Here is a 23,774-nt window from a genome sequence, read left to right on the forward strand (position 1 = left end):
CAGGATAAATCAATGGCGTTAGTCGTTGAGCCTAGCAACCCTCTGCAACTCTCGTTGTTTGAGTGGATAAATGGTCAGGTAACTGGCTGTTCAGAATCTCCCACTATAGCCCGTAGGGTTTAGTGGGGGAGTATGTCAACTCGCTCAAACGGCCCTCGCGCCGCTGGTGCTCCAAGGTGCGATCGTCACTCTGATCGCCCTCAACCGTCGCTTTGGGGGCGTGCAACCCCTCACCGCGCCCGTGGAAAACAACAGCCAAGCCTATATCAACGCGCTGGCCTCGGTCTTAGCCAAAGCGGAACAACACCATTTTGTCCTGCAACTCCTCAGTGCGGAAAAACAACGCCAATTACAACATCAGCTTGGCTTAGGGAGTACGTTACTCGCCCCCGATGATCTCCGAGCGGCTTGGGTGGAACGGGGGCGATCGCTCCGTGACCTCAACCGCGTCCTCCATCTACAAACGAAATCCCGCCTCAGCAAAGGGGAACTACAGCAATGGCTCCAACAGTGGGAGGCGATCGCGTCCCAAAGCCGCAACAGCGAGAAGGTGACCCGTTGAGCCGTCAGACAGCGCGATCGCTCCTGTTGTCAGTTGTTCGATCAGGTTAGAAAGCATAGGTTAGAGACTGCGATCGCTCCTTGGGCTAAGCGAACAATCGCATCTGACAAATCATCCTGCACTCTGACCATGAGCATCCCATGGTATTGTTCGATGCCGTAGGTGATTTCGATGTCCTGTAAGCAGAATTCTTGTTTTTTTGAGAGGTGTTGGCTCACGGTTTGCAGATCCAACCATCGCAGGGTTTCACCCAAATCTGTGAGGGTTTGGGTTTCTAGTTTGAGAAATAGGTCAATCACATCCCCGTCATGATAGAGGTAAGGTGTCCGAATCCGCACAAAACCATTCACCTCAGAACAGGTGTAGAGTTGACCGATGGTGTCTGCAATAGTTTGGCAGGGTGTAGTGGTGTTCATAGGAACAGGTCAAGCTGGGTTGGTGGGGGGGTGTCCATGCTTCCATTATGGTGAATTTTCGCCTCTTGGCAGAATTGTTCCCAAACCCGCACCGGCTCGGTGGCAGGGGCCGTGATGTCCGGGGGAATGTAGGCCTCTTTATCCCGGAGAGATTCACGCCAGCGGTGTTTGTGCTTCTCACCGACTCGCTGCCCATTAGGGTTACGATGGTCTTTGCCCAAGTCGAGGCCGTAAATGCGCCCTACGGTGCGATGAATGATGTGGTAGGAGAGGGCAACAATGATCGGGTTGTAGCTGCCTTTGAGGAACAGAGGATAACCAGCGGGGCTAAGGATTTCGACGCGGAAACCTGACCGGGGCGATCGCTCTTGTGTCCAAGTGATATCGCCATCGATCACTTTTGCGGGATCGTTGATCAGGGTTTCAAATTCGGCTTGGGTGAGCATAATCGCTCTTTCCTGTTAAACGTGAGATGGACGAATCTCAGCCAATTACAATACCTGAGCGCGGAGCCAAGCCACGGGTAAATAAAGCAACTTGCGCCGTTTGGGAACAAAGGCCCGCTTGTTAAACACGTCGTAATCGTTCTGCTCAATGACATTGAGAATGCCTTGGTAGAGCATCAACGCCGACCATACCGGCCACCGGGCATCGGGGTTTAAATCCCGAATGCCATCTTCGGCACAGCGATAAAATTCACGGGCGCGGCGGATTTCAAACTTCATCAGCGATCGCCACCGCTCATCCACCACACTGTTAAACAGATCCTTTTCCGTGTAGTCAAAACGATGCAAATCCGCCAAGGGTAGATAGATCCGGCCCCGTCCGGTATCCTCACCCACATCGCGCAAAATATTCGTCAGTTGATTGGCAATCCCCAGATCCACCGCTGCTTCCAAAGTCTGGGCATGGTTTGCCAACTGCCACGGACTCGCCGACGGCGGCTCCGCAAACCCCAACACCGGACTGGTCATCAACCCCACTGTCCCCGCCACGCGATAACAGTAGAGCTTCAGTTCTTCAAAGGTGTCGTAGCGACTGCGGTAAAGATCCATCCGTTGACCGGCGATCATGTCTCGGAAGGGATCAATGGGAATCGGGAACCGTTCGAGGGTATCGACTAGGGCTACATCCGCATCATCTTGGGGATGACCCGCAAACACCGCTTCGAGGTGGTTTTCCCACGCATCCAGAGTTTCGGGGGTGGTGGTGTAGGCTTTGGGGCCGTCCACGAGTTCATCCGTGCGGCGACACCATTCATAAATTGCCCAGATCGCTTGGCGCTTCTCTGGGGGCATCAACAACGTTCCCATATAGAACGTTTTGGAGTAGTGGGCGGTAATTTGCCGACAGTACTCATACGACTCTGCGGCAGAGACGAGGGTTTTGGGGGGGTGGTGGTGAGGTTTAGGCAGTTGCAGCATTCAATCCGGGCTGAAACGCGATGGGAGGGCAAGAATAAGCCATTAGGTTAGCATTGTCCCATTGGACTGGTGTCTTGAGTAGCCTAATTTAAGAGGTTACTAGGGCAGGGGGGGTTGGTGTGAACGAGGACGCATCGCGCTGAATGGCTTGGGCGGCCCGTTTACCGGACAATACCGCGCCTTCCATACTGCCGAGAAACTCTTGCATGGTATAGCTTCCGGCGAGGTAGAAGTTGGCGATGGGGCTGCTCTGGTCGGGTCGGTAGGCTTGACAGCCGGGAACCGCTTTGTACACAGAGCGGGGGGTTTTAACGACTTTGGATTTGAGCAGTTGGGCGGGGTTATCTCCCTCAAAGTGATGGGGGAAAAGCTTTTTCAGTTCAACGAGGGTGGCGGTGAGGATTTCCTCGTCGGATTTACTGATCCACTGGGCAGCCGGGGCGAGGACGAATTCGAGCATGGAGCGATCGCTCTCGTAGCCCCGACAGGTGTTGCTCATGTCCGCGTAGACGCTGAGGAGGTCAGAACGGGAAAAGAGCAGTTGGTCAATGTCGGTGAGTTTGCGATCGAACCAGAGGTGAATGTTGATCACCGGCACGCCTTCGAGGTTGGCCAGTTTTTGGAAATAGTCAATGTCGCGCCAGGGTTGCGGAATCAGGGTTTTCAGCGGATCAACCGAGAGCGCCGACACGTAGGCATCAGCGGTAATCACCTGATCCGGTGCGCCGTTGTGGCCCCGCATCACGAAGCTTTGCACGGTGTTGTCGGGGTTGAGGGTGATTTCCTTGAGGGACGTGTTGAGGTGAACTTCGCCGCCCCGGGCGGTGATGTAGTCCACCATCGGCTGACAGAGGCGTTCAGTGGGGGAACCATCGAGGAAGGCGACTTTGGAGCCGTAGCGTTCTTGTAAAAAGCGATTCAGGGCGGTAAGGGGGACAGTGGCGGAGACTTCGTTGGGGTTGATGAAGGTGAGGGCTTTGGAGGCGGCGATAAAAATATCGCTATTGACTTTCTCATCCACCCCTTGGCGTTCGAGCCATTCGAGGAGGCTGTACTCGTCCATGTTTTCCACATATTGCTGCCCCCGCACGATCGCAGGCCACAGCCCCCACGCGAAGCGGAGTTTTTGCTCCCAGGTGAGCATGTCATTGTTGCGGAGGATGGAAAGAATGACATTCACCGGGGCGGGGAGATCGGGTACGTCAAACCGGGAGTAAGTGCCGGGTTTTTCGGGTTGGTTAAAAATGAGGGTGTGCTCTTTCCATTGCAAGCGGTCTTCGATGCCGAGTTCGGCGAAGAGTTGCAGCATGTTGGGATAGGCTCCAAAAAACACATGGAGGCCGGTTTCATACCAGTCCCCGTCTTCGTCTTGCCAGGCGGCGACGAGTCCCCCTAAAACATCACGGCGTTCCAAGACGATGGGGGTATGACCCGCATCGACCAGATACTTGGCGCAGGCTAACCCTGCTAATCCGGCTCCGGCGATCGCAACTTGCATTGAAAAACTCTCAATCCTTAAGATTTGTTTACAATTTAGCTCTTTGGTTATTATACGTTGCGATTCGTTACATTATCGCGTTTTCAGCGACGATTGCGGCCGAAACCCAAATTTTAGGGTCTGGGAAGTCGGTCGGCTATAATCTCTAGCAAGCGAATATCTGTCCAGTCGCTCGCATCTACACAGTCTTTAACAGTCAGGCAGTCTTGGTCTAGCGTGCTTGCTATTCCTCATGATTCAGGGATTTGAAACATTCGAGAGGGTCAGCCAGGGTGGGAAGGAAGAGAATCTACCCGTTTGGCTCAGGGTCGCATTGCATGGAATAAACGATAACTAGCAGAGTATGATTCGCGACGGTGGACGATTTTGGGCGAGGCGACGCAATGTGGCGATCGCAATCCTAACCATGGGGTGCTGGGGGGCGATCGCTGCCCTCAGTGGTCTGGGCAATCGTGGGCGATGGAGTCAGGCGGCGGAAATTCAGAACACCGCCACCGCCGATGGGGATAATCTGCCCAGTGTCATCACCTCCAACTCCACCACCTTCACCGCTGAACCCGCCAAACTCGAACTGATTAAAACCGCCGATCGGGCTGCCGCTGAACCCGGTGATACTGCCGTGTATCGCTTGGTGTTGCGCAATACTGGCTCATCGACGGCGGATCAAATTGTCTTAACCGATCAACTGCCCTTGGGGATTAATTTTCTCCCGGCATCGGTGCAAACGGTTCTCACCCGTGACGGTCAAAATCAAGCCGTTACCCCCACGATCACGACCAATCAGCGCGAAGTGACGATCCGTTATCCCGAACTCAAAGCAGGCGAAACCCTGACCATCATCTACGCGGCGGTGTTAACCCCCGATTCCATCCGGGGGACGGGGCGCAATGTGGCCCAAGAAGCGCGGAGTAATGTGGCGAGCTATGTGATGGCGATTCGACCGGGGATTTTGTCGGACTGTGGCACGTTGATCGGGCGGGTGTTTGAAGACCTCAATTTTGATGGGGAACAGCAACCGGGAGAACCGGGAATTCCCAATGCGGTGATTTTTCTGGACAACGGCAATCGGATTACCACTGACCCCGATGGCCTGTTTTCGATGGCAAATGTGTTGGCGGGCGATCGCATGGGAACTCTGGATGTAACCAGTGTGCCGGGCTATACGATCGCTCCGAATCGGTATTTTATTGAGCGCAATAGTTTAGCGCGGCTCGTGCGTCTTGAACCGGGTGGGTTGGCACGGATGAATTTTGGTGTGACACCTCTTGCAGAATCCGAAGGGTCATGAAGTCAACAAATCCGTCGATTAATCTCTCGCTCTTTTGCCTTACTTACACGCTGCCCGTGGTGATTCTGGGGGGTGTGATCGCGCCTGCCCAGGCCCAAGATCATCCCCCGGCGGCGGAAAAATCCACTGAGAAAACAATTTCCACGCCCCCGCCTGCGCCTGAGCTGCAAGCACCGCCGCCGCCACCACCTGTGGCTGTCACTCCACCGCCATCGCCTGCACCGAAACCCGTTGTAGCCACTCCGCCACCACCACCACCACCGCCTGCACCAGCACCAGCGGCAAACGTGACAAATCCGCCGCCCGCATCAACAGAAACGGCGGCAGGGGAAGACAGATCGGGGCGCGATCGCGCATCCGAAGCAGTTGCCGCACCGACCCCAAGCGATGCGACTGCGACAGAGGCAGCGGCCCAGCAGGCCCCTGATCCTCAGCCGATCACCCCTTCCTTCAACGCGGCTGCGACCGATCCGGAACCGGCCGCGAGTTTTTCGCCAGACGCGGCAACGCTGCCCCCGCCCTCTGGATCAGATACGCCCCCAATGGCTGCACCATTGGACGCACAACCCAGAGCCGCCGCGCTCCCATCCTCCACCCCTCAGCCTCCGGTTCCGGCCTGGATGGAGGTGAGTTTTTGGGGCGATCGCCTCACGGCAATGCCTGCGGATCTGAGTCCTAGCGAACGGCGAGAACTCGAAGCCTTGCGGGCTGAACTGGGGCCCTTGCTCAACGCTCCCGTTGCGTCAGAAGTTGCCCCAGCGTCGGAGTCAATTGCTCCGAGTGCCACGGCTTCGCGATCGCGTTTGGATCGCTCCTCGATCGCAACCCCGTCAGAACCAACGCCGACCCTGACAATCCTGCCAGAGGAGGAACTGATCCCCTTACAGTTTCCCTGGGCTAGGGCGGCATCAACCCCCACTCCAACGGCTCCCCCCACGGAGAACGCCGCGCCTGAATTTGATCCTGAAGCGGGAGAGCAACGGATTGATGCGGGAGTGAGTGCGATCGCCTCCGGCTTAATCGCTGCGGAAACCTTCAGTTTTTGGACCACCAAAGCCAAAACCAAGCAAATCACCCCCAATCCGGCAGAGGTAGATCGCGAATTTGAGATCACGATCCCCAACCCTGATCCTGACGCAACCGATACAAGCCCCCTGGATGACCTCGATACCGGTGATCCGATCCCGGTCAATCCGTCGCCGCTGAATCCTGACGCGAATTCCGATCCGGTGGGGGATCTGTTCCAGGGGTTGCAATTGGCCATTTTTGCCGTGGGCAATCCGATTATTCCCGCCGATGGTCGGTCTACGCTGCCCCTCGAAGGGACGATCACCACGGCAACCGGGGAACGCTTCACCGAGTCGCTTACGGTGACCTTGACGACGAGTGCCGGGGAATTTGTGGGCGGTGATTTTGATGAGGATGCGCCGGGGTTTCAAGTGGAAGCCGTGGATGGCAATTTTAAGGCGTTGCTGCGTTCGACCTTGGAGACGCAACGGGTGCAAATCCGGGCGGCGGTGTTGGATCTCGTCGAGCAGTTGGGAGGCGAAACGGAGCGAGATCGCACCTCGGCCGAATTACCCCTCGTGCCGGAATCGGAACCCCCAGTCCTTGAGGCCTATACCCAAGCCCAATTCACCACAAATCTACGACCCTCGTTGGTGTCGGGGGTGGTGAGTTTTCGCGTGGGGCCCAGGGCAACGAATTTTTGGGGCAGTCGGCGGGACTTCCTCCACCCGGATTATCTAGAAGATGTGACGGTGGATGTGGATGCGTCGGTGTTTGCGATCGGGCGCAGTGGGGATTGGTTGTTTACCGGCGCGATGAATAGCGATCGCCCCCTGAACGAAACCTGTGACGGCATTTCCCGCCTCTTCCGTGGGCCGCAACATTGCGAGCAGGATTATCCCGTCTATGGCGACAGTTCCACCGTGGACTACCTCACCCCCTCCATGGACAACTACTATCTGCGCCTTGAGCGCACCCCCGACATCCCCGGAGCCGAACCGGATTATCTGATGTGGGGCGATTACAGCACATCAGAATTCGCCCGCAACTCCCAAACCTTCACCGCCAACACCCGCCAACTCAACGGCTTTAAGGGAAATTACAACTTTGGCCAGGTGCAAATTTCTGGCTTTTATAGTGGCAATGTCAACGGGTTTCAGCGCGACACGATCGCACCCGACGGCACGAGCGGCTACTATTTCCTCTCCCACCGCCTTGTGATCCCCGGCAGTGAGAATATTTTTATTGAACAGGCTTCTCTCGAACAACCGGGCTTAGTGCAAGAACGCCAAGCGATGCAGCGCGGGCCCGATTATGAAATCGACTACGATCGCGGCACGATCCTCTTTCGTCGTCCCATCGAACGCCTCAATAGTGACCTATTTGGCGATGATCTATTGCAGCAAATCGTTGTCACCTACCAATACGAAGGCACGGAAGACGAAAACACGAATATTTTTGCCGGTCGTGCCCAGTACAATTTTTCCCGCGACTATAGCCGCCCCAGTTGGCTGGCGACGAGTTATTGGCAAGAGGATATGGGCGATCGCGAATTTGAACTCTACGGCGCGGATCTGAATCTTCCCCTCGGCAAAGATGGCAGCCTGATCGCGGAATACGCCTACAGTGATGTCACCATCGGCACGAGCCAAGTCACCGGAGCCGCCTACCGCCTCAAACTCAGCAAAAAAATTAACGACCCCCTCACCGTCAACGCCCATTACCATTCCGTCGAGCGCGGCTTTGCCAACGAAGCCACCACCTCCTTTCAACCGGGCCAAACCCGCTACGGCCTTGGCCTCACCGCTCGCCTCGACGACACCACCGGCGCAACGGTCAGTTACGACTACGAAGCCAACTTTGGTACATCATTGGCGATCGCAGACAACCTCGACCTCTTCGACAGCAACACCATCACCACCGTCCAACCCATCGGTAACACCCCCCTCGACAACGAAACCCGCACCTTCCGCGTCGGCCTCAGCAAAAAAATCGGCACAGTCAACACCTCCTACGAACTCGTCAACCGTCGCCGCACCGACAGCCTCAACCCCGACCTCAACAGCAACGCCTCCCAATTCATCGCCAACCTAATCGCCCCCCTCACCAACACCCTCACCTTCCGCGCCAAACATGAACTGGCCATGGGAACCGCCGACCCGATCTACCCCAACCGCACCACCGTCGGGCTTAATTGGGCCGTTGCGCCAGGGATTGATCTACGCCTGGCCCATCAGTTCATGAATGGGGGCTTACTGGGGGATAACTCGATCACGCGGATCGATACGGTAGCAACGCGCAAACTGTGGGGCAATACCGACATCACCAGCCGCTATTCCGTCATCGGCGGGATTAATGGCTGGATGGGACAAGGGGCGGTGGGGCTGCGCCATCAATGGGTGATTGAGCCGGGGTTGCGGCTGAATTTGGGCTACGAACGGGTTTTAAATGATTTATTCGGGACAACGGCAGCGGGACGACGTACCGCGCAGGCTGTGGCGACGGGCCAAACGGCGGCTTCCCTGGGATTTTTTGGGGGAGAATCCTACAATGCGGCCCTGGAATATACGGCGAATGCGAATTTCCGAGCTTCGGCGCGGGTGGAGCGGCGGGTCAGTTCCGCCGGGGAAAATCTGGTGCTGGGGGCAGCGGCGACGGGAAAAATTACCCCAGCCTTAACGACGCTGTTTCGGTTTGAACGGGCCAGTGCCGCGAACGGGTTGCTCGAAGCGTTGCCGGATACGGTGAGTTTGAAATTGGGCTTGGCCTATCGACCGCCGGAGAGCGATCGCTTCAATGCCCTGTTTAGTTATGAATATCGTCGCAACCCGTCGAGCATCCCGGAAACCCTGCTGTTTGGCACAGGAACCCAAAGCCGCGATCATACCCTCGCCATGGAAGCAATCTACGCTCCGGATTGGCGGTGGGAAATTTACGGTAAATATGCCCTGCGCCACAGTCAGACGGATCTCGCCCAAAATTTCAGCAACAGCAGCGCGATCCATTTAGGGCAGATGCGGGTGACGCGCCGCCTGGGGTATCACTATGATGCGGTGCTAGAGGGGCGGGTGATTGGTCAGCCGGATGCGGGCTATACGGAATTGGGGGCAGCGGTGGAGTTGGGCTACTATCTCTCGCCGGATTTGCGGTTTGGGATTGGCTATAGTTTTGGGTCGGTGCGCGATCGCGACTTCAGCGGCTACCGTTCCGATCAAGGGCTGTATTTTGGGGTCACGATGAAGGTGAACGAACTCCTGCGGGGCTTCGGTCGCCAACGCCCCGTTGCTCGCCCCCCAGAGGAATCATCTTAATACACCAATCTAACTACAGCAGTTTTCTCCCCGCTAGTCGCGGGGGGGGTTACTTTTTTTGGGAGGCATGGATAAAGTTATTCACCGTCGTCCGCAGATTGTCGCCGTTAAAGGGTTTCGTTAAATACTCCGTGGCTCCGGCGAGGCGGCCTTGGACTTTATCAAAAGCACCGTCACGGGCCGTCAGCATGATGATGGGGAGCGACTTGAATTGGGGCAAACTCCGCACCGTGCGGCAGAGTTCTAGGCCGTCAACCCCTGGCATGGTGACATCTAGGAGCAGGAGGTCAATGTGCTGATGATAAATTGAAGACAGCGCATCTACAGCATTATCAGCCAACAAAACGTTATAGTCCGCTTCGAGAGCTTGGTGGATCATTTTGCGCATGATCGGGCTGTCGTCAACGGCTAGAATTGTGGGGGCATGGAGGGATGGTGCAGACATAAAAAAGGTTTCTCCGCCTTGCAAATGAGTCTCAAGGGATTAGGCTTGAGGGCAGGAACAGTATTAGACCAGCTTGCGCGATCGCAGTGCTGAATCTAGGCTCCACTTCCATTGTTTCCGACAGTTGCAGATGTTGACAAACTTTAGGGGTAATTCAAAACAATACTTTAACTCTGACCCCCGCATTATAAACCCATTTGACTTACTCCCCCGTTTAGAAAACGGGGGATTCTGGGATCAAACATCAATGACCCTCATCACGGCTGAATTTATTCAGCCCTTCGCTTGTAGCCCCCGTTTAGAAAACGGGGGCTTTACGCTTCACCTTCGTAACAAATTTACCCGCTGATTTTGATCCCGATTAATCTCGCAAAGCTTAAATAATTTTTAACCCTGTGGAGGGCGATCGGGTGAAGCGATCGCCGGGAAGAAATCGAGGGCGAGGGGGCGATCTCTTAATTCTCTGCAACATTACGGACTTCAATAATGCTGCCTTTGAAGTTATAGGTTGTGCCATCGAGTTCAATGGGAGTCCCGATCTTAATTTGACTTTGGTTGACCACGGGTACACCAGCGGTGATTTGGGCATCCGCTTGGAGCGTGATCAGAAAATCGGTGCTGAAGCTCTCGACGGTGCGGGGTTCGGGCATGGATTTGACGCTGCCGTCCGGTTGAGGGACGAGGACTTGGCGTTCGAGGAGTTCGACCCCTTCGATCGCGATCGCATCGCTGGGCTGATTGCGGACAATGATACTCGTGCGGGGATTCTCGGCTAACTGTTCAATTAAGGCTTGGGGGTTGCGAATACTTAAGCCACGCACTAAGACATCAAACTCAATGGTTTCGGTATTGATTTGGGCCATTGATCCAGTGGTTCCAGGGAAAAAGAAAATACCAACGACCACCAACACCATAATCAAGGCTGCACCGAGATCTAAAATATTGAGTTTGCCAAATAAGCGTCCTTTAGAATCCAACATTGCCGTTACCTACTCTTGAGCGTGCAGAATTTTGAGTGCGATTTGATTGTACTGGTTTAGGGGAGTCGGAAGAAAGGACACCGGGGAGAAGGGTGGATGGTGTAGGGTTGATCTGGGTCGGATCGCAGTCTGGCGGTTACCGATGGGGGCGGGCGGGAATCGCGCCCTCGGTGGCGGAAGACTGGGGGGGATCAACTTCAGGAGAATTGCTGCTGAATCACGGGAGAGAAGAAGTACGGGTATGGTAAGTCGTCGATCATTTCTATGGGGGAGTGGTGCTGTGGCGTTGGCTCCGTTGTTGAATGGATGTCAGGCCGGGCCGGGGGCGTTGCAGATTCGGGTGCTGAATCAATCGATTCCGCCCCAGGTGATCCGCGAGTTTCGCCAAGCGATCGCCCAAGAGGCGATCGCGATCCAACCGGAGGCCACCCTCGCCGATCTGCTGGCTCTATTGCAACGGTGGCAGGCGGAACCGGAACCGGTGTCCGATCGCTGGGATTGGTTGCCGTTTGTGAATCGAGGCACGCCAGCGATCGCCGCCCTCGTCACCTTAGGGGATGCCTGGCTCGCCACGGCGATCCGCGCCGGATTGATTCAACCCTTGGATCTGGCCACTGTGACCCGTTGGTCCCAAGTCCCCCCCCGCTGGCAGGCCTTGGTACGGCGCGATCGCGACGGCTTTGTCAGTCAAGATTCCGCCGCGCCGCTGTGGGGTGCGCCCTACCGGTGGGGCACAACGATGATCGTCTATCACGAGGACATTTTTAAGCAACAGGGCCTCACTCCCCCCACGGATTGGGCGGATCTGTGGCGGCCAGAATTGCGCGATCGCATCTCCGTCATCGACCAACCCCGCGAAATCATCGGCCTCACCCTCAAAAAACTCGGAGCCTCCTACAACACCTGGAACCTCAACCCCCTCCTCCCCAGCCTCGAAGCCGAACTCAACAGCCTCGCCCCCCAAATCCGCTACTACAGTAACAGCAAATACCTCCACCCCCTCGCCATCAAAGAAACCTGGCTCGCCGTGGGTTGGTCCACCGACATCATCCCCGCCCTCACCAACTACCCCCAACTTCGCGCCGTCATCCCCACCACAGGCACGGCCCTCTGGAGTGATCTCTGGGTTCAGCCCGCCACCGCACCCCGCACCGAACTCGCCCAACGCTGGCTAGATTTCTGTTGGCAGATGCGATCGGCCCAAAACATTTCCCTCTTCACCGACGGACTCTCACCGATCCTCGCCACCCTCCCCCTTGACCAATGGCCCAAAGACCTCCAAAGCGTCAATCCATTCATCCCCAATGCCGAGCTTTTCAACCGGAGCGAATTCCTCGAACCTCTCCCGATTTCCACACAGTTGCAATATGATACATTGTGGCGAAAGCTGCGTTCCCCCCGCCCATCTAGCACCTGAAACCCATGGCCTTCATCGATCCCCGCACAGAATTTGCCTTTAAGCGCATCTTCGGTTCTGCTCAGAGCGCCGACCTTCTCGTCAGCTTTCTCAATGCCCTGCTGTACGACAGTCAGCCCGTCATTGAAGCCACCACCCTCCGCGATCCCTATCTCACCGTTCAGTTACCCGGCGTACAGCATTCGCCCCTCACCACCCGCGCCCAACTCAACGGCAATAACACCTGTGTGGTTGAATTACAGGTGCTGAACCTCCCCACCTTGGGTAAGCGTGTGCTCTACAATGCGGCGAAAAGTTATGGGTTTCAAGTGAGCCGTGAAGAAGTGCAACGGGATGTAAATCCGCTGCTTTCCCTCACCGTGGCGGATTTCACGATGTTTGATCAGACCTCGGATGTGTTGTCACGGTTTGCCCTCCAAGAGGTGGAAAAAGGGTTTGACTATCCTAATAATGAATTGGGCTTAGTCTTTGTGGAATTGCCCAAGTTTCAAAAGGAATTGCATCAGTTGGAAACCTTGGCGGATTTTTGGATTTATTTCCTTAAAAATGCCGAAAAACTCGACACCCCGCCCGACCCCTTGCGCCAAGTGCCGGAAATTCGCCAAGCCTTTGAATTAGCACGGGAAGATCAACTCAATCGCGAAGAGTTTGATGTGTATCAACAGCAACTCTTTTTCATTGCGGATCAGCGGCGATCGCTCTCCTTCGGTCGGGAAGAAGGCCTCAAAGAAGGGGTAGAAATGGGGAAAGTCCAAGGGATTCGCGAAGGGGTGCAACAGGGCCGCACCGAAGGGGTACAAGAAGGGATTCAACAGGGTCGCGAAGAAGGCTACAAAGAAGGGGTGCGCCAAGGGAAAAACCAAGGGATGCAGTTGGGTCGCCAGGAAGGGGTGCAACTGGGTCAACAGGGGATTGTGATGCGTCTTTTAACCCGTCGTTTCGGCAAGCTAGAGCCGGAGGTACAAAAACGGATCAAAGCCCTGTCTAGTGACCAGTTAGAAGCCCTGGCCGAAGCGGCTTGGGATTTCATCACGGATCTTGAATTGCGCGAATGGTTAGATGCCAACGGCTAAACCCTACAGCTAAAACCCCCATCCCCTGCTCCCGTATATCGCTCCCCTGGGGGGAGTCGCTATGATATCAAGGCACATATTACCGATTACCAAAGTTAATGCCTGAGTCTGTTGTGGATACCCTGGGGGAGGCGCTGACCTTACCGCCGTTGCCGATTCATCGTCCTCTGCTCCTGATTGGCCACGGCACGAAAGATCCGGCTGGCCGTCAGACCTTTATTGATTTTGCCAAGGCCTACGAAGCCCTTGATCCGGTACGTCCGGTGATTCCGTGCTTTCTGGAATTGACGACCCCGACGATCCTCGAAGGGGTGGAACGCTGCGTAGCGGAGGGGTTTACGGAGTTATCCGCCCTGCCGATTTTGCTGTTTGCAGCCCGCCATAATAAGTTTGATGTGACGAATGAACTCGATCGCGCCCGTGGACTCTATCCGCAGGTGACGTTTAATTATGGTCGTCATTTTGGGATTACGCCGCCGATTCTCGACCTGTGGCGCGATCGCCTCGACCAACTCGATACCCCTGAGCATAATCCCCACCAAATCCCCCGCGAAGAAACGGTGCTTCTGTTCGTGGGGCGGGGTTCGAGTGATCCTGATGCCAATGGGGATGTGTGTAAATTGGCGCGGATGGTGTGGGAAGGTAGCGGCTACCAGACCGTTGAAGTCTGCTTCATTGGGATTACCCATCCCCGCCTAGAAGAAGGGTTTGCCCGCGCTCGGTATTACAACCCGAAGCGGATTATTGTTTTGCCCTATTTCATGTTTACCGGGGTGTTGATGCAGAAGATTTTCCGGATTGCGGATGAACAGCAGGCCCAATTCCCAGCGATTGAGGTGACCTCGTTGCCGGAAATGGGGATTCATCCTCAACTGTTGCGGGTGTTGCGCGATCGCGAAATCGAAACCCAAACCGGCCAAGTCAACATGAACTGCGAAATGTGCAAGTTTCGTCTCGCCGCCCTCAACGGCGCAGAACCCGGCCATCACCACGGCCACGATCACGGACATCACCACGATCACGCCCATGGCCACGATCACAACCACAGTGCCCCCGATCCCTACGCCGAACCCCAGGCCTACCACGATCGCATCTGGCAAGTGCCCTAACCCCACCCTGAGGAATTCGGTACAATGCCAACGGCATACCCTCACCCCCCAATCACCCGACTATGATCACCCGCCGTCACCTGATTACCGGATTCCTCCTGTTCTGCCTGGGGATCATCGGCTGTTGCGGCCTCGCGCCCACCGCCCACGCCCTCGGCGGTAAACAGCCCCCCATCGGCCAACCCGCCCCCAATTTCGCCCTGCCCACCAATACCGGCGATGGTGAAATCAGCCTCTCTGACTATCGCGGTCAATGGGTGGTTCTGTACTTCTATCCCAAAGACTTCACCGCTGGCTGCACCCTCGAAGCCAAACGCTTTCAGCAGGATTTACCCCAATACAGCGATCGCAACACTCAAATTCTGGGCGTGAGTGCCGATGACCTAGAATCACACCAAGAATTCTGCGACAGCGAAGGCTTAAAATTCCCCCTCCTCGCGGATCAAGGCGGCAGCGTCAGCAAAGCCTACGGGTCTTGGCTCGGCTTCGTCTCCCTCCGCCATACCTACCTCATCGATCCTGACGGCATCCTCCGGGAAACCTATCTCGGTGTCCGTCCTGCCGTTCACAGCGCCGAAGTCCTCGCCCGCCTCGATGAACTGCAAGCCTAAGCAAACCCCAAACCTTCCAGGGCAAACATCACCCCCTTGACTTTTTCCCCTGGAGTCATTGACAATCCCCGCGCCCCATGAAACTTAAGGAAATAATCCGGTCATTCCGTAATGCGAGCATCTTGCCCGCTAGAGGTTTAGAGCCTTTTTCAATGACCGGATTAAATCGTTAACCTCCATAAGGCGCGGGGATTGTCACGTTGAGCAATGGGGCAGATGTGGAACGGGCAAAGGGTTTGTCTTGGGTCTGTCTAAAAACCACCTTGATGGAGGGTCATTTCCATGAGTAGTTTTTGGGAACTGCGGCTTTGGTCGGGGGCGGGGGGATGGCGTTGCACATAGGAGCCATCGGGCTGCAGTTCCCAGGCTTGGCGGTTATCGGCGAGCATGATGCCGAGGATTTCCTGGAGGTCTGCGCGGAGGTGGGGGTCATCAATGGGGGTGACGGCTTCGACGCGGCGATCGAGGTTGCGGCGCATCCAATCGGCAGACCCGATGTAGATTTCTTCTGCGCCTTGATTGTGGAAGTAAAAAATTCGGGAATGTTCGAGGAGGTTGCCGACGATGCTAATCACGTTGATCGTGTCGCTAACACCGGGGAGGCCGGGACGGAGGCAACAAATCCCCCGGACGATCAGGTCAATCTGGACACCGGCTTGGGAGGCTTCGTAGAGTTTGGCGATGATTTTGGGATCAACGAGGGAGTTCATTTTGGCGACGATGCGGCCCGATGCACCGGCTTGGCTGTGGCTGATTTCGCGGTCAATCAGGGCAGTCATGCGATCGCGCAAATTCACCGGCGACACCAACAACCGCCGATAGGACTTTTGCCGCGAATAGCCCGTCAAATAGTTAAACAAATCCGTCAAATCCGCCCCCAAATCATCCCGCCGACTCAGCAGCCCCAAATCGGTATAGAGTCGCGCCGTTTTCGGGTTGTAGTTCCCCGTGCCGATGTGGACATAGCGGCGAATATGTTCTTCCTCTTGGCGCACAACGAGGGTGATTTTCGTATGGGTTTTCAAGCCCACTAGACCATAGACAACGTGAACCCCAGCCCGCTCTAGTTGTTTTGCCCATTGAATATTATTTTCCTCATCAAACCGGGCCTTCAGTTCCACCAAGGCCACCACCTGTTTACCGTTTTCGGCGGCGGAAATGAGGGCATTCACAATCGGAGAATCCCCAGAGGTGCGATACAGCGTCATCTTAATCGCGAGGACTTGGGGATCTTCGGCGGCTTGGGTGATGAATTCTTGGACGGTGGCGCGAAAAGAATGGTAAGGATGATGAACGAGTAAATCCCCATGGGTGATCAGGTCGAAAATATTCTCGCCATCGTCGCGATCGAGTTTGTGTTTGGCTTCGGCGGCTTCGAGCATCCGCTGAATCCGGAGGGGGACGATGGGAGTCCAGCCGGGTTCTTTGAGGTGGGGCAAGGGCAGCGAGGCGAGGGACATCAAGTCATTCAAGCCGAGCAAACTTTCAAAGGCAAATACATCATCGGTATCGAGTTCTAAGGCTCGCATCAGGGTGGTGCAAACGCTGTCGGGCATGGAGGCTTGGATTTCCATGCGCACGGCAGACCCACCAAAGCGACGCTTACGCAGTTCTTGTTCAATGGCGAGGAGTAAATCGTCGGCTTCGTCTTCTTCGACAGAGAGGTCGGCATTGCGGGTAATCCGGAAGGGGTAGCATTCTTGGACGTGCATACCGGGGAAGAGGGTGTCGAGGTTATGGGCGATCACCTGTTCGATGGGGATGCCCGTCCAAACGGCGGGGACTTCACCGGCTTGGCGGAGGTGCTTGGGCAGTTTGATGAAGCGGGAGAGGACGCGGGGGACTTTGATCCGAGCGAAGAGTTCTTCGTTGGTGTCGGGGTCTTTGACGAGGACGGCGAGGTTAAGGCTGAGGTTGGAAATGTAGGGGAAGGGGTGGCTCGGATCGACGGCGAGGGGGGTGAGGACGGGGGAAATATGTTCGTCGAAGTAGTCGTGGAGGTATTGGCGTTGTTCTTGGTTGAGGTCTACATGGTTGACGAGGTAGACTCCTTCGCTGGCGAGTTGGGTGCGGAGGTTGTGCTCAAAGACTTGGTCTTGTTGCTGGAGGAGGGGGCGCAATCGTTGGGTGATGGATTCGAGTTGGTCGCTGGGGCTGTGGCCGTCGGGGGTGAGTTTGTGAACGTCGGCGGCGACTTGTTGCTTGAGTCCGGCGACGCGCACCATGAAGAATTCATCCAAGTTGGAACTGAAGATGGCGAGGAATTTGAGGCGATCGAGGAGGAGGGTGCGATCGTCAAGGCCTTCGGCTAGGACGCGGGCGTTAAATTCCAGCCAACTGAGTTCACGGTTGAAGTAGTATTGTGGGTCGGTGAAGTCGATGGTGCTGGGGGATTGACGGGAGGAGGTTTTAGCCATGACCGCTGGGCGAACGACAAGATTGTTCTTTGATCCTAACTTGAGTGGCGACTCTGGCAGATTATTATCCTGTTAAGACGAGCGATCGCCCCCCATTCCCTCTTCCCTAAGCTACCGCCTAATACATGGGGAGATGAGTTTGTCGAACCCCGCTCCGCCCAGAACTGAAGTTCTTGGCTCATCGCGCAAGTGGGCTGATGCCCACTCCAGAACCCGTGTGAACGGGTTTTCACTCTGAGGCGGGGATTGAAATCCCCGACTAGTACAGCGTCAAGACTTACGATTCGGATTGTCTTGAATGTCCAACGCTCAACGTGACGGTGCGTTACGCTTCGCTAACAGCACCCTACAAACATCCTGATTCTTGGCATTGACGCTGCACTAGGGTCGTGGGGGATTTTTGGGGTGATCGTTCAGGAGTGGGTTAGGCGGTGAGGGTGGGGTTGAGGAGTTCGCTGCGCCACTGTTCGACTTGTTTGCCGTAGCGACGGGAGGAGAAGGTGTTGGTGAGGTGGTCGAGGGCGCGTTGGTAGTCAGCGATCGCAGAATTCCAGTCCCCCCGCAGATGGTAGGTGCGGCCACGTTCGCCATAGACTCGGCCTTTGAGGCGTTTGCCCAGAATCAGCACGAGGTCAAAGTTTTCGAGGGCGAGGTCATAGAGGCCCATGTCGCGGTAGGTGATGCCTTGGTTGATCCAGGCGTGGAGATTACCGGGGTTAAAGTCGAGGGCGATTTGATAGTCAGCGATCGCATCGGCCAGTTGACCCTGAGCCACGGCGCAGTTGGCCCGGTTATTGTAGGCACTGTCAAGACGCGGATTGAGGTCAAGGGCGCGGCAATAGTCGGACTGGGCTTCGGTGTAGCGTCCCAGCCGAAAATACATCAAGCCCCGATTGTTATAGTCGATCGCATTTTCGGCGTAGTGGTTGATCAAGTGATCGAGTAATGCGATCGCTTCTTGATAATCACCACCATTCACCGCCCTCAGCACTAAATCACGATATTCACGCTCAGACGTTTCTGCCCAACCCGCCGGCATCCCTTGACTTTCTCGCGATTGCCAACCCATAACGACCTACCTCCACGGAACGATGATTTTAGCCTAGGCTGTTGAGAGGATGGCTGGGGTATCGGGTGTGTCACTCTTTCAGACTGTCTGCCCTCAAGCCCACCAAACTCACTTAGACTTACCTACATCGCCTCGTCCACCGATTTCGCAAACCACTGCACTGTTGAGTGATGTTTAGGAATTGAGTGCAGCCGAGCGAGACTTGGTACGATCCATTAGATAGGAATTCGTGAACCTTAAACGCCAAATTACAGATTAATTTTATGACGACCTCTTTATTTCCCAATGCCCCTGATGTGAGCGACAGCGATTATTGCGTCTTTGGGCTAGCCACCTGTTTTATCCGCGATGAAGGGGAAGTGCGCGAAATTCATGTGGTTGAACCCATTCCCTCAGCCGCCCTCGAAGCCCTCTACAAAGGGATTCCCACCTCCTATCAAGTGGCCTACGGTAAAACCCTCGCCGAATTTTTTGAAGGGGATAGCCTCCGGATGCCGCCGGAATTTCCGGGTGAGGCGCAGTTTTGTGATGAATTTGCCACCCGTGCAGTGGCCGCGTCCCGTACCTATAAGCGATCGCAGGCGGCGCAAGCACTCTTGCCCGTGGGAGAGAAAAAGGATGATTTTAACTACTCCACCGAACGCAAACGGGTGTTAAATACTGAAAATGTCGTGAGCACGGAAGACAACGTCAAACAGCATAGCTACACCCACCAAGTGCTGTAGACTGCGAGCACCATGCGCCCAGGGCAGAGTTGTTTAGGTTCTAATCTTTTGCGAATGTCATGTTGAAACTTTACGGTAGCGAGCGAAGCCGAGCGTCGATCATTCAATGGTATTTAGATGAATTTGCGATTCCTTACGAGTTCGTGACGGTGGATCTAGCGGCGGGGGAACACCGTCAGCCGGAATTCTTGGCGATTAACCCCGTGGGCAAAGTGCCAGCGATCGCCGATGGTGACTTTATCCTGTGGGAATCCGGCGCGATCTTGCTCTACCTCGCCGAAAAACATCGCCATCTTCCCAACAGCCCCGAAGCCCGCGCCGAAATCCTGCAATGGGTCTTCTATGGCAACACCACCCTGAGCACCGGCATCCTCAACGAAGCCACCCGCGCCGAACAACTGCCGCGCCTCCTCAGCCCCCTAGAAGACCGGCTCACACCGCGCCCCTACTTCATGGGGGAGAGTCTGTCGGTGGTGGATGTGGCGGTGGGGTCAATTCTGGCCTTTTTGCCGATCATGTTTCAGGTGGACTATGGCCCCTATCCTCAAATTCAGGCCTATTTAGCGCGATTGGGGGAGCGACCGGCCTTTCGATCCGCGATCTTGAAACAGAAGGATTAGGGCAACGGGCACGATGGATCGAGGCATGAGAAACCAGGGAGAGCCGATGCAAGTGAGTGAGCTATGGATTTATCCGGTGAAATCCTGTCGGGGGATAGCGGTGGAGCAAATCGAGGTGACACCGACGGGACTGTCTCAGGATCGCCATTGGATGATCGTGGATGTTCAGGGTCAATTTCTCAGTCAGCGCACCCATCCCCAGATGGCGCAGATTGGAGTGGCGTTGGATGCTGAACAGTTGGTGCTGTCGGATGGTCGTGGGGTGCTTGACCCGATCGCTGTGCCGCGTTTTGGGACGGGAACCGAGCGGGCGGTGCAGGTGTGGAAAACTCGGACGATGGCGTTAGATCAAGGGGATGCGATCGCGGCTTGGTTGACGGCATTAATCGATACCCCCTGCCGATTGGTGCGCCAATTGCCGACCTACCCCCGCCCCACCAATCCGGACTATGCACCGGGGGCAACGGTGAGTTTTGCCGATGGCTATCCGCTGTTACTGACGACGACGGCCTCCTTAGGGGAGTTAAATCGCCGCATTCAAGCTGCTGATCCGGCGGCGGCTCCGGTTCCCATGGGTCAGTTTCGCCCCAATGTGGTGATTGACCTCGACCCCGATCGCGCCTTTGCTGAGGATGATTGGCGATCGCTGCAAATCGGTGCGGTGCGGTTTGATTCGGTCAAGCCCTGCGATCGCTGCATCATTACCACCACGGATCAAACCAGCGGCGATCGCAATCCCCACCAAGAACCCCTCAAAACCCTCGCCACCTTCCGCCGCCAGCAGAGCAAACTCCTTTTTGGCGAAAACCTTGTCCCCCAAACCCTGGGATATCTGCAACGGGGCGATCGCCTCGAAATTCTCACCACCGGCCCCCGGCCTCGGCTTTAAGCGGCGTGAGATCTGGATAAGCTGTAAGCTTGATTCTTTCGTGAAACTGTCCACACAATCGCCTTAACCAAGACTCACGTTAATCGCGCTCACCCTTGTCATACTCCTTCATTTTGCTCAAAACAAGCAGAGGCGTTTTGCCTCTCCCTGATAAGCTTAGGGTGTTGTGAGTGGTGAAAAAACATGGCTGCCCGCAAAAGAAAAATTAGTTGTGATGTAGACATCGAGCTTGCTGAACAATTTCAAGACTATGTCCAACAGACTGGCCGCAGCAATGCCGCCATTCTGCGGGAGATGATTGAACAGCACGTGACAACCCCAGCATCAGAGCACGAGGCTGTGCCACCCGCTTCAGATCTAGCCCTCAATACTGATGCACTCCTCGCGCAGATTACCACCGCCCTCCAAACCCAACTCGATACCTTTGCCGCTCAATTGCCCCCTGTGCCCGCCACGGATAGCCACGCCATCCTCAGCGAATTAGAATATCTCGGCGATCGCATCGCGAACCTCGAAGCGCTATTCCAAACAATGATCCATCCTGACCCGGAACCCTCCCCGCCCCTCACCCCCACCGCCCCCCGATCAATTGCTGCCACGGTATTAGACTTTCCCCCCCCTCCCCCGCCCGATATGCCCCCAGAACCCTCTCAACCCCAAGAATCGGGCGGCTTAACCCTCGCCGAACTCTACGAGCAAACCTTCCTCAACCCCGATCTGATTCGTCCGATGGCGGACTATCTGGAGATCACCGAGGCGGAATTTATCGAAATGCGCACCGGGTGGCGGTATGACTACATCTCGCAGCGGTGGTATCTGTAGGGTTTAGGGTTGCAGTTCTGAGTGCCAGTGGTGATAGGTCTGGTCAAGGGTGGCGATCGCTGTCTCCCAAGCCAAGCCCTGCACCACACGATAACCCCGCTGGGCCAGCCGCCGCCGCAGGGGATCATCATGGAGCAGCGCGGCCAAAGCCCGATAGAGATGGGGCGACCCCGGCGAGGGCAACAGCCACACCATATCTTGATCACATTGGGCAATAATCCCCACCGCCGTCGCCACCACCGTACAGCCGCAGGCCATGGCCTCCGCCGCCACGAGGCCGAAACTTTCATAAATGGACGGCATGATTAAAATCGAAATGCCGTGGTAATAGTCCGCCAATTTTGCTTTATCGAGCACGAAGGGAATCACCTCAATTTGCCCAAGGGTCGCCGCTGGAAAATACGCGGCAAGGTCAACCTCTCTCCCCACGCCGATCAACTGTAACCGCACCCCCGGAAAATCCAGCAGGATCTGTCCCACATCCCGCCCGATGGTGGTGATACCCTTGCGAGGAATCCACGACCCACAGAAGCCGATCACGGGGTCGCGATCGTAATTCACAGCACGGCCGAGGTAGTGGGGCAGGAGGCCGGAGGAAATCGTGCGCACATGGTCGGGGTCTTGATAGCGGTGTTGGATTGCATAGGTGCGATCGTAGTCGGATTGGGTGACGACTCCGTGAACGGCGCTGAAGGCGTAGCGAAACCAGCCGTTTTGGTTGAGTTGATACCAGCGGCGCGGTGTTTGCAACAGAGTTTGATGGGCCTGCATCACCTCATAAAACTGGGGTTCAATGCCGTTGGAATGGCTGACGAGGAGAATGCGATCGCGCCACCACCAGCGCACCAACAGCACCGCTAACCACGCTTCCGCCCCATAAAACTCAACCATGTCGTACCGCCGCCGCCCCAATTGCCGCAACGTCCACACCGCCATTCCCAACGCCACCCGATAATGCTTCGCCCGTCCGCCCCACCGCTGCCACCATTCAAACTCGCGCGGCTCAAACGCATCCACCTCATGCCCCAACCCTTGCAACCCCCGCATGAAGTTGACAATCACATACCCCGATCCCTGAGACTCCAGCAAAGGGCAATTACTCATCAACAAAATCCGCATCGCTTTCTCTGAATCTCAACCCTGATTACTGTGCCACAATCTCTGACCAAAACGCCGAGCACCGGGTTTAACCGTGGGCGTTGTCAACAGTCTGATCGATTGCCCAAGCCTGGATTGAAGGGTTCCCAGCACCCAACCAGACCCCACCATGCCCCGTCGGATGGCGGATTATTTTCTGCGTATCCAGAAGAAATTCCCCGAAAAACAAGTGCGCCAAGTGGTGATTTATCTGCGTTCCAGCCCATCCCCCCTGGTACACCAAACTCAATTCCAATCCCAAGGCATGACCCATCGTTTTGAGGTGGTGCGATTGTGGGAACAGCCGCGATCGCTGTTTTGGGATCTGCCGGGTTTGTTGCCGTTGGCGATTCTGTCCCAAGCGGGGGACGTGGATGCGGTAGCAACACTCCAAGAGATTCAGAACCGGATCGAGGAAATTGTGCCGGATGGGGGAATGCGGGGGAATTTGGAGGCGGCAACCGCCATCTTTGCAGGTCTAAAATTAGAAGCAGATGTGATTCAACAGGTTATGAGGAGCCGAGCCATGCGGGAATCGACATTTTATCAAGCCATTCTTGAAGAGGGTCGTCAGGAGGGTCGTCCGGAGGGTCGTCAGGAGGGTTATGTCAGACTCCTGCGGAAAGTCGTGCCGTTTTTGCAAGGTGCGGGAATTCCTATCTTCAATGCAAAAAGAGGACTCCCGCTACACCGTTAGGTTAGCGGTGAGATGAATTTTTGCCAACCAATAAACCGACCAACGGGAGACGACTGAATTCAGTTTTGTGTTAAAATCGCAAGGCCGACGCACCCAAGTGTGCCTAGAGGGGCAATATTGGTGGTTCTCGCCAGATAAAATGTCCGACCAAAAAGAAATACCTGATCACAGGGGCGGCATAGTTTATGAAGGAGAAATCGAAACATAACTAAGTTTTTGTTGTCTGCTGCGGGACATTCAGTGGACGTTAAACAGA

The 23,774-nt window shown here is 55.7% G+C and carries 22 protein-coding genes; 12 read left to right on the plus strand and 10 right to left on the minus strand.

The window, feature by feature from the left end; translation table 11 throughout:
- Positions 1 to 166: 166 nt before the first annotated feature.
- Positions 167 to 562 (plus strand): hypothetical protein, encoded by a 396-nt coding sequence (locus tag PN477_RS02175; protein ID WP_272119768.1) that lies wholly within the window; start codon positions 167 to 169, stop codon positions 560 to 562.
- A gap of 41 nt (positions 563 to 603) precedes the next feature.
- Here the strand turns inward: PN477_RS02175 and PN477_RS02180 are convergent, their stop codons facing one another.
- The 4 genes from PN477_RS02180 to pds all read right to left on the minus strand — a co-directional run bounded on the left by PN477_RS02180 (position 604) and on the right by pds (position 3,900).
- Complete coding sequence (locus PN477_RS02180) at positions 604 to 978, minus strand: DUF1828 domain-containing protein (protein ID WP_272119769.1); 375 nt, start codon at positions 976 to 978, stop codon at positions 604 to 606.
- A complete protein-coding gene (locus tag PN477_RS02185; RefSeq protein WP_272119770.1) occupies positions 975 to 1,424 on the minus strand; it encodes a DUF6978 family protein in 450 nt (149 codons plus the stop codon). The genes PN477_RS02180 and PN477_RS02185 overlap by 4 nt, the downstream gene beginning before the upstream one ends.
- 45 nt (positions 1,425 to 1,469) lie before the next feature.
- Positions 1,470 to 2,402 carry a 15-cis-phytoene synthase CrtB gene (gene crtB, locus PN477_RS02190; protein WP_272119771.1) on the minus strand — a complete coding sequence of 311 codons (933 nt, stop codon included), beginning with the start codon at positions 2,400 to 2,402 and terminating at the stop codon, positions 1,470 to 1,472.
- Between the two features lie 88 nt (positions 2,403 to 2,490).
- A complete protein-coding gene (pds, locus tag PN477_RS02195; RefSeq protein WP_272119772.1) occupies positions 2,491 to 3,900 on the minus strand; it encodes a 15-cis-phytoene desaturase in 1,410 nt (469 codons plus the stop codon).
- Between the two features lie 406 nt (positions 3,901 to 4,306).
- On the opposite strand from pds, the gene PN477_RS02200 reads away from it, so the two are divergent.
- Complete coding sequence (locus PN477_RS02200) at positions 4,307 to 5,188, plus strand: hypothetical protein (protein ID WP_417158733.1); 882 nt, start codon at positions 4,307 to 4,309, stop codon at positions 5,186 to 5,188.
- Positions 5,189 to 5,386: 198 nt separating this feature from the next.
- On the opposite strand, the gene PN477_RS02205 is transcribed toward PN477_RS02200, so the two are convergent.
- Complete coding sequence (locus PN477_RS02205) at positions 5,387 to 5,563, minus strand: hypothetical protein (protein WP_272146939.1); 177 nt, start codon at positions 5,561 to 5,563, stop codon at positions 5,387 to 5,389.
- A 167-nt stretch (positions 5,564 to 5,730) separates the two neighbouring features.
- On the opposite strand from PN477_RS02205, the gene PN477_RS02210 reads away from it, so the two are divergent.
- Positions 5,731 to 9,507, plus strand: a complete 3,777-nt coding sequence (locus PN477_RS02210; RefSeq protein WP_272119284.1) for a hypothetical protein — start codon at positions 5,731 to 5,733, stop codon at positions 9,505 to 9,507.
- A 49-nt stretch (positions 9,508 to 9,556) separates the two neighbouring features.
- Here PN477_RS02210 and PN477_RS02215 read toward each other — a convergent pair whose 3' ends face one another.
- Both PN477_RS02215 and PN477_RS02220 read right to left on the minus strand, forming a co-directional pair.
- A complete protein-coding gene (locus PN477_RS02215) occupies positions 9,557 to 9,952 on the minus strand; it encodes a response regulator (protein ID WP_072623054.1) in 396 nt (131 codons plus the stop codon).
- A gap of 455 nt (positions 9,953 to 10,407) precedes the next feature.
- Positions 10,408 to 10,932: a DUF4330 domain-containing protein gene (locus PN477_RS02220; RefSeq protein WP_272119286.1), complete on the minus strand. Its 525-nt coding sequence runs from the start codon at positions 10,930 to 10,932 to the stop codon at positions 10,408 to 10,410.
- Between the two features lie 241 nt (positions 10,933 to 11,173).
- On the opposite strand from PN477_RS02220, the gene PN477_RS02225 reads away from it, so the two are divergent.
- The 4 genes from PN477_RS02225 (at position 11,174) to PN477_RS02240 (ending at position 15,142) form a co-directional block, all read left to right on the plus strand.
- On the plus strand, positions 11,174 to 12,349 hold the full coding sequence (locus PN477_RS02225) for a substrate-binding domain-containing protein (RefSeq protein WP_272119288.1): 1,176 nt from the start codon (positions 11,174 to 11,176) through the stop codon (positions 12,347 to 12,349).
- A 5-nt stretch (positions 12,350 to 12,354) separates the two neighbouring features.
- Positions 12,355 to 13,422, plus strand: coding sequence for an Rpn family recombination-promoting nuclease/putative transposase (locus tag PN477_RS02230; RefSeq protein WP_272119290.1), 1,068 nt, complete (start codon positions 12,355 to 12,357; stop codon positions 13,420 to 13,422).
- Between the two features lie 98 nt (positions 13,423 to 13,520).
- Positions 13,521 to 14,531, plus strand: coding sequence for a sirohydrochlorin chelatase (locus PN477_RS02235; RefSeq protein WP_272119292.1), 1,011 nt, complete (start codon positions 13,521 to 13,523; stop codon positions 14,529 to 14,531).
- A gap of 62 nt (positions 14,532 to 14,593) precedes the next feature.
- On the plus strand, positions 14,594 to 15,142 hold the full coding sequence (locus PN477_RS02240) for a peroxiredoxin (RefSeq protein WP_272119294.1): 549 nt from the start codon (positions 14,594 to 14,596) through the stop codon (positions 15,140 to 15,142).
- Positions 15,143 to 15,393: 251 nt separating this feature from the next.
- On the opposite strand, the gene ppk1 is transcribed toward PN477_RS02240, so the two are convergent.
- Both ppk1 and PN477_RS02250 read right to left on the minus strand, forming a co-directional pair.
- Positions 15,394 to 17,559, minus strand: a complete 2,166-nt coding sequence (gene ppk1, locus PN477_RS02245) for a polyphosphate kinase 1 (RefSeq protein ID WP_272119297.1) — start codon at positions 17,557 to 17,559, stop codon at positions 15,394 to 15,396.
- Between the two features lie 424 nt (positions 17,560 to 17,983).
- Entirely contained in the window at positions 17,984 to 18,628 is a 645-nt protein-coding gene (locus PN477_RS02250) for a tetratricopeptide repeat protein (protein ID WP_272119299.1), read from the minus strand.
- Between the two features lie 263 nt (positions 18,629 to 18,891).
- Here PN477_RS02250 and PN477_RS02255 point away from each other — a divergent pair, with 263 nt between their 5' ends.
- From PN477_RS02255 to PN477_RS02270, 4 genes are all read left to right on the plus strand, one after another.
- A complete protein-coding gene (locus PN477_RS02255; protein WP_272119301.1) occupies positions 18,892 to 19,353 on the plus strand; it encodes a hypothetical protein in 462 nt (153 codons plus the stop codon).
- 59 nt (positions 19,354 to 19,412) lie between these two features.
- The gene (locus tag PN477_RS02260) at positions 19,413 to 19,973 is read left to right on the plus strand and encodes a glutathione S-transferase family protein (RefSeq protein ID WP_272119303.1); all 561 of its coding nucleotides are present in this window, start codon (positions 19,413 to 19,415) and stop codon (positions 19,971 to 19,973) included.
- A gap of 46 nt (positions 19,974 to 20,019) precedes the next feature.
- Positions 20,020 to 20,862 (plus strand): MOSC domain-containing protein, encoded by an 843-nt coding sequence (locus tag PN477_RS02265; protein ID WP_272146947.1) that lies wholly within the window; start codon positions 20,020 to 20,022, stop codon positions 20,860 to 20,862.
- A 183-nt stretch (positions 20,863 to 21,045) separates the two neighbouring features.
- Positions 21,046 to 21,684: a hypothetical protein gene (locus tag PN477_RS02270; RefSeq protein ID WP_272146941.1), complete on the plus strand. Its 639-nt coding sequence runs from the start codon at positions 21,046 to 21,048 to the stop codon at positions 21,682 to 21,684.
- Between the two features lie 3 nt (positions 21,685 to 21,687).
- On the opposite strand, the gene PN477_RS02275 is transcribed toward PN477_RS02270, so the two are convergent.
- Positions 21,688 to 22,788, minus strand: a complete 1,101-nt coding sequence (locus tag PN477_RS02275) for a glycosyltransferase family 4 protein (RefSeq protein WP_272146943.1) — start codon at positions 22,786 to 22,788, stop codon at positions 21,688 to 21,690.
- A 163-nt stretch (positions 22,789 to 22,951) separates the two neighbouring features.
- Here PN477_RS02275 and PN477_RS02280 point away from each other — a divergent pair, with 163 nt between their 5' ends.
- Positions 22,952 to 23,518, plus strand: a complete 567-nt coding sequence (locus tag PN477_RS02280) for an RpnC/YadD family protein (protein ID WP_272146945.1) — start codon at positions 22,952 to 22,954, stop codon at positions 23,516 to 23,518.
- The last annotated feature ends 256 nt before the right edge of the window (positions 23,519 to 23,774 follow it).

Source organism: Spirulina subsalsa CS-330, from assembly GCF_028330765.1.
Lineage (GTDB): Bacteria > Cyanobacteriota > Cyanobacteriia > Cyanobacteriales > Spirulinaceae > Spirulina > Spirulina subsalsa_A.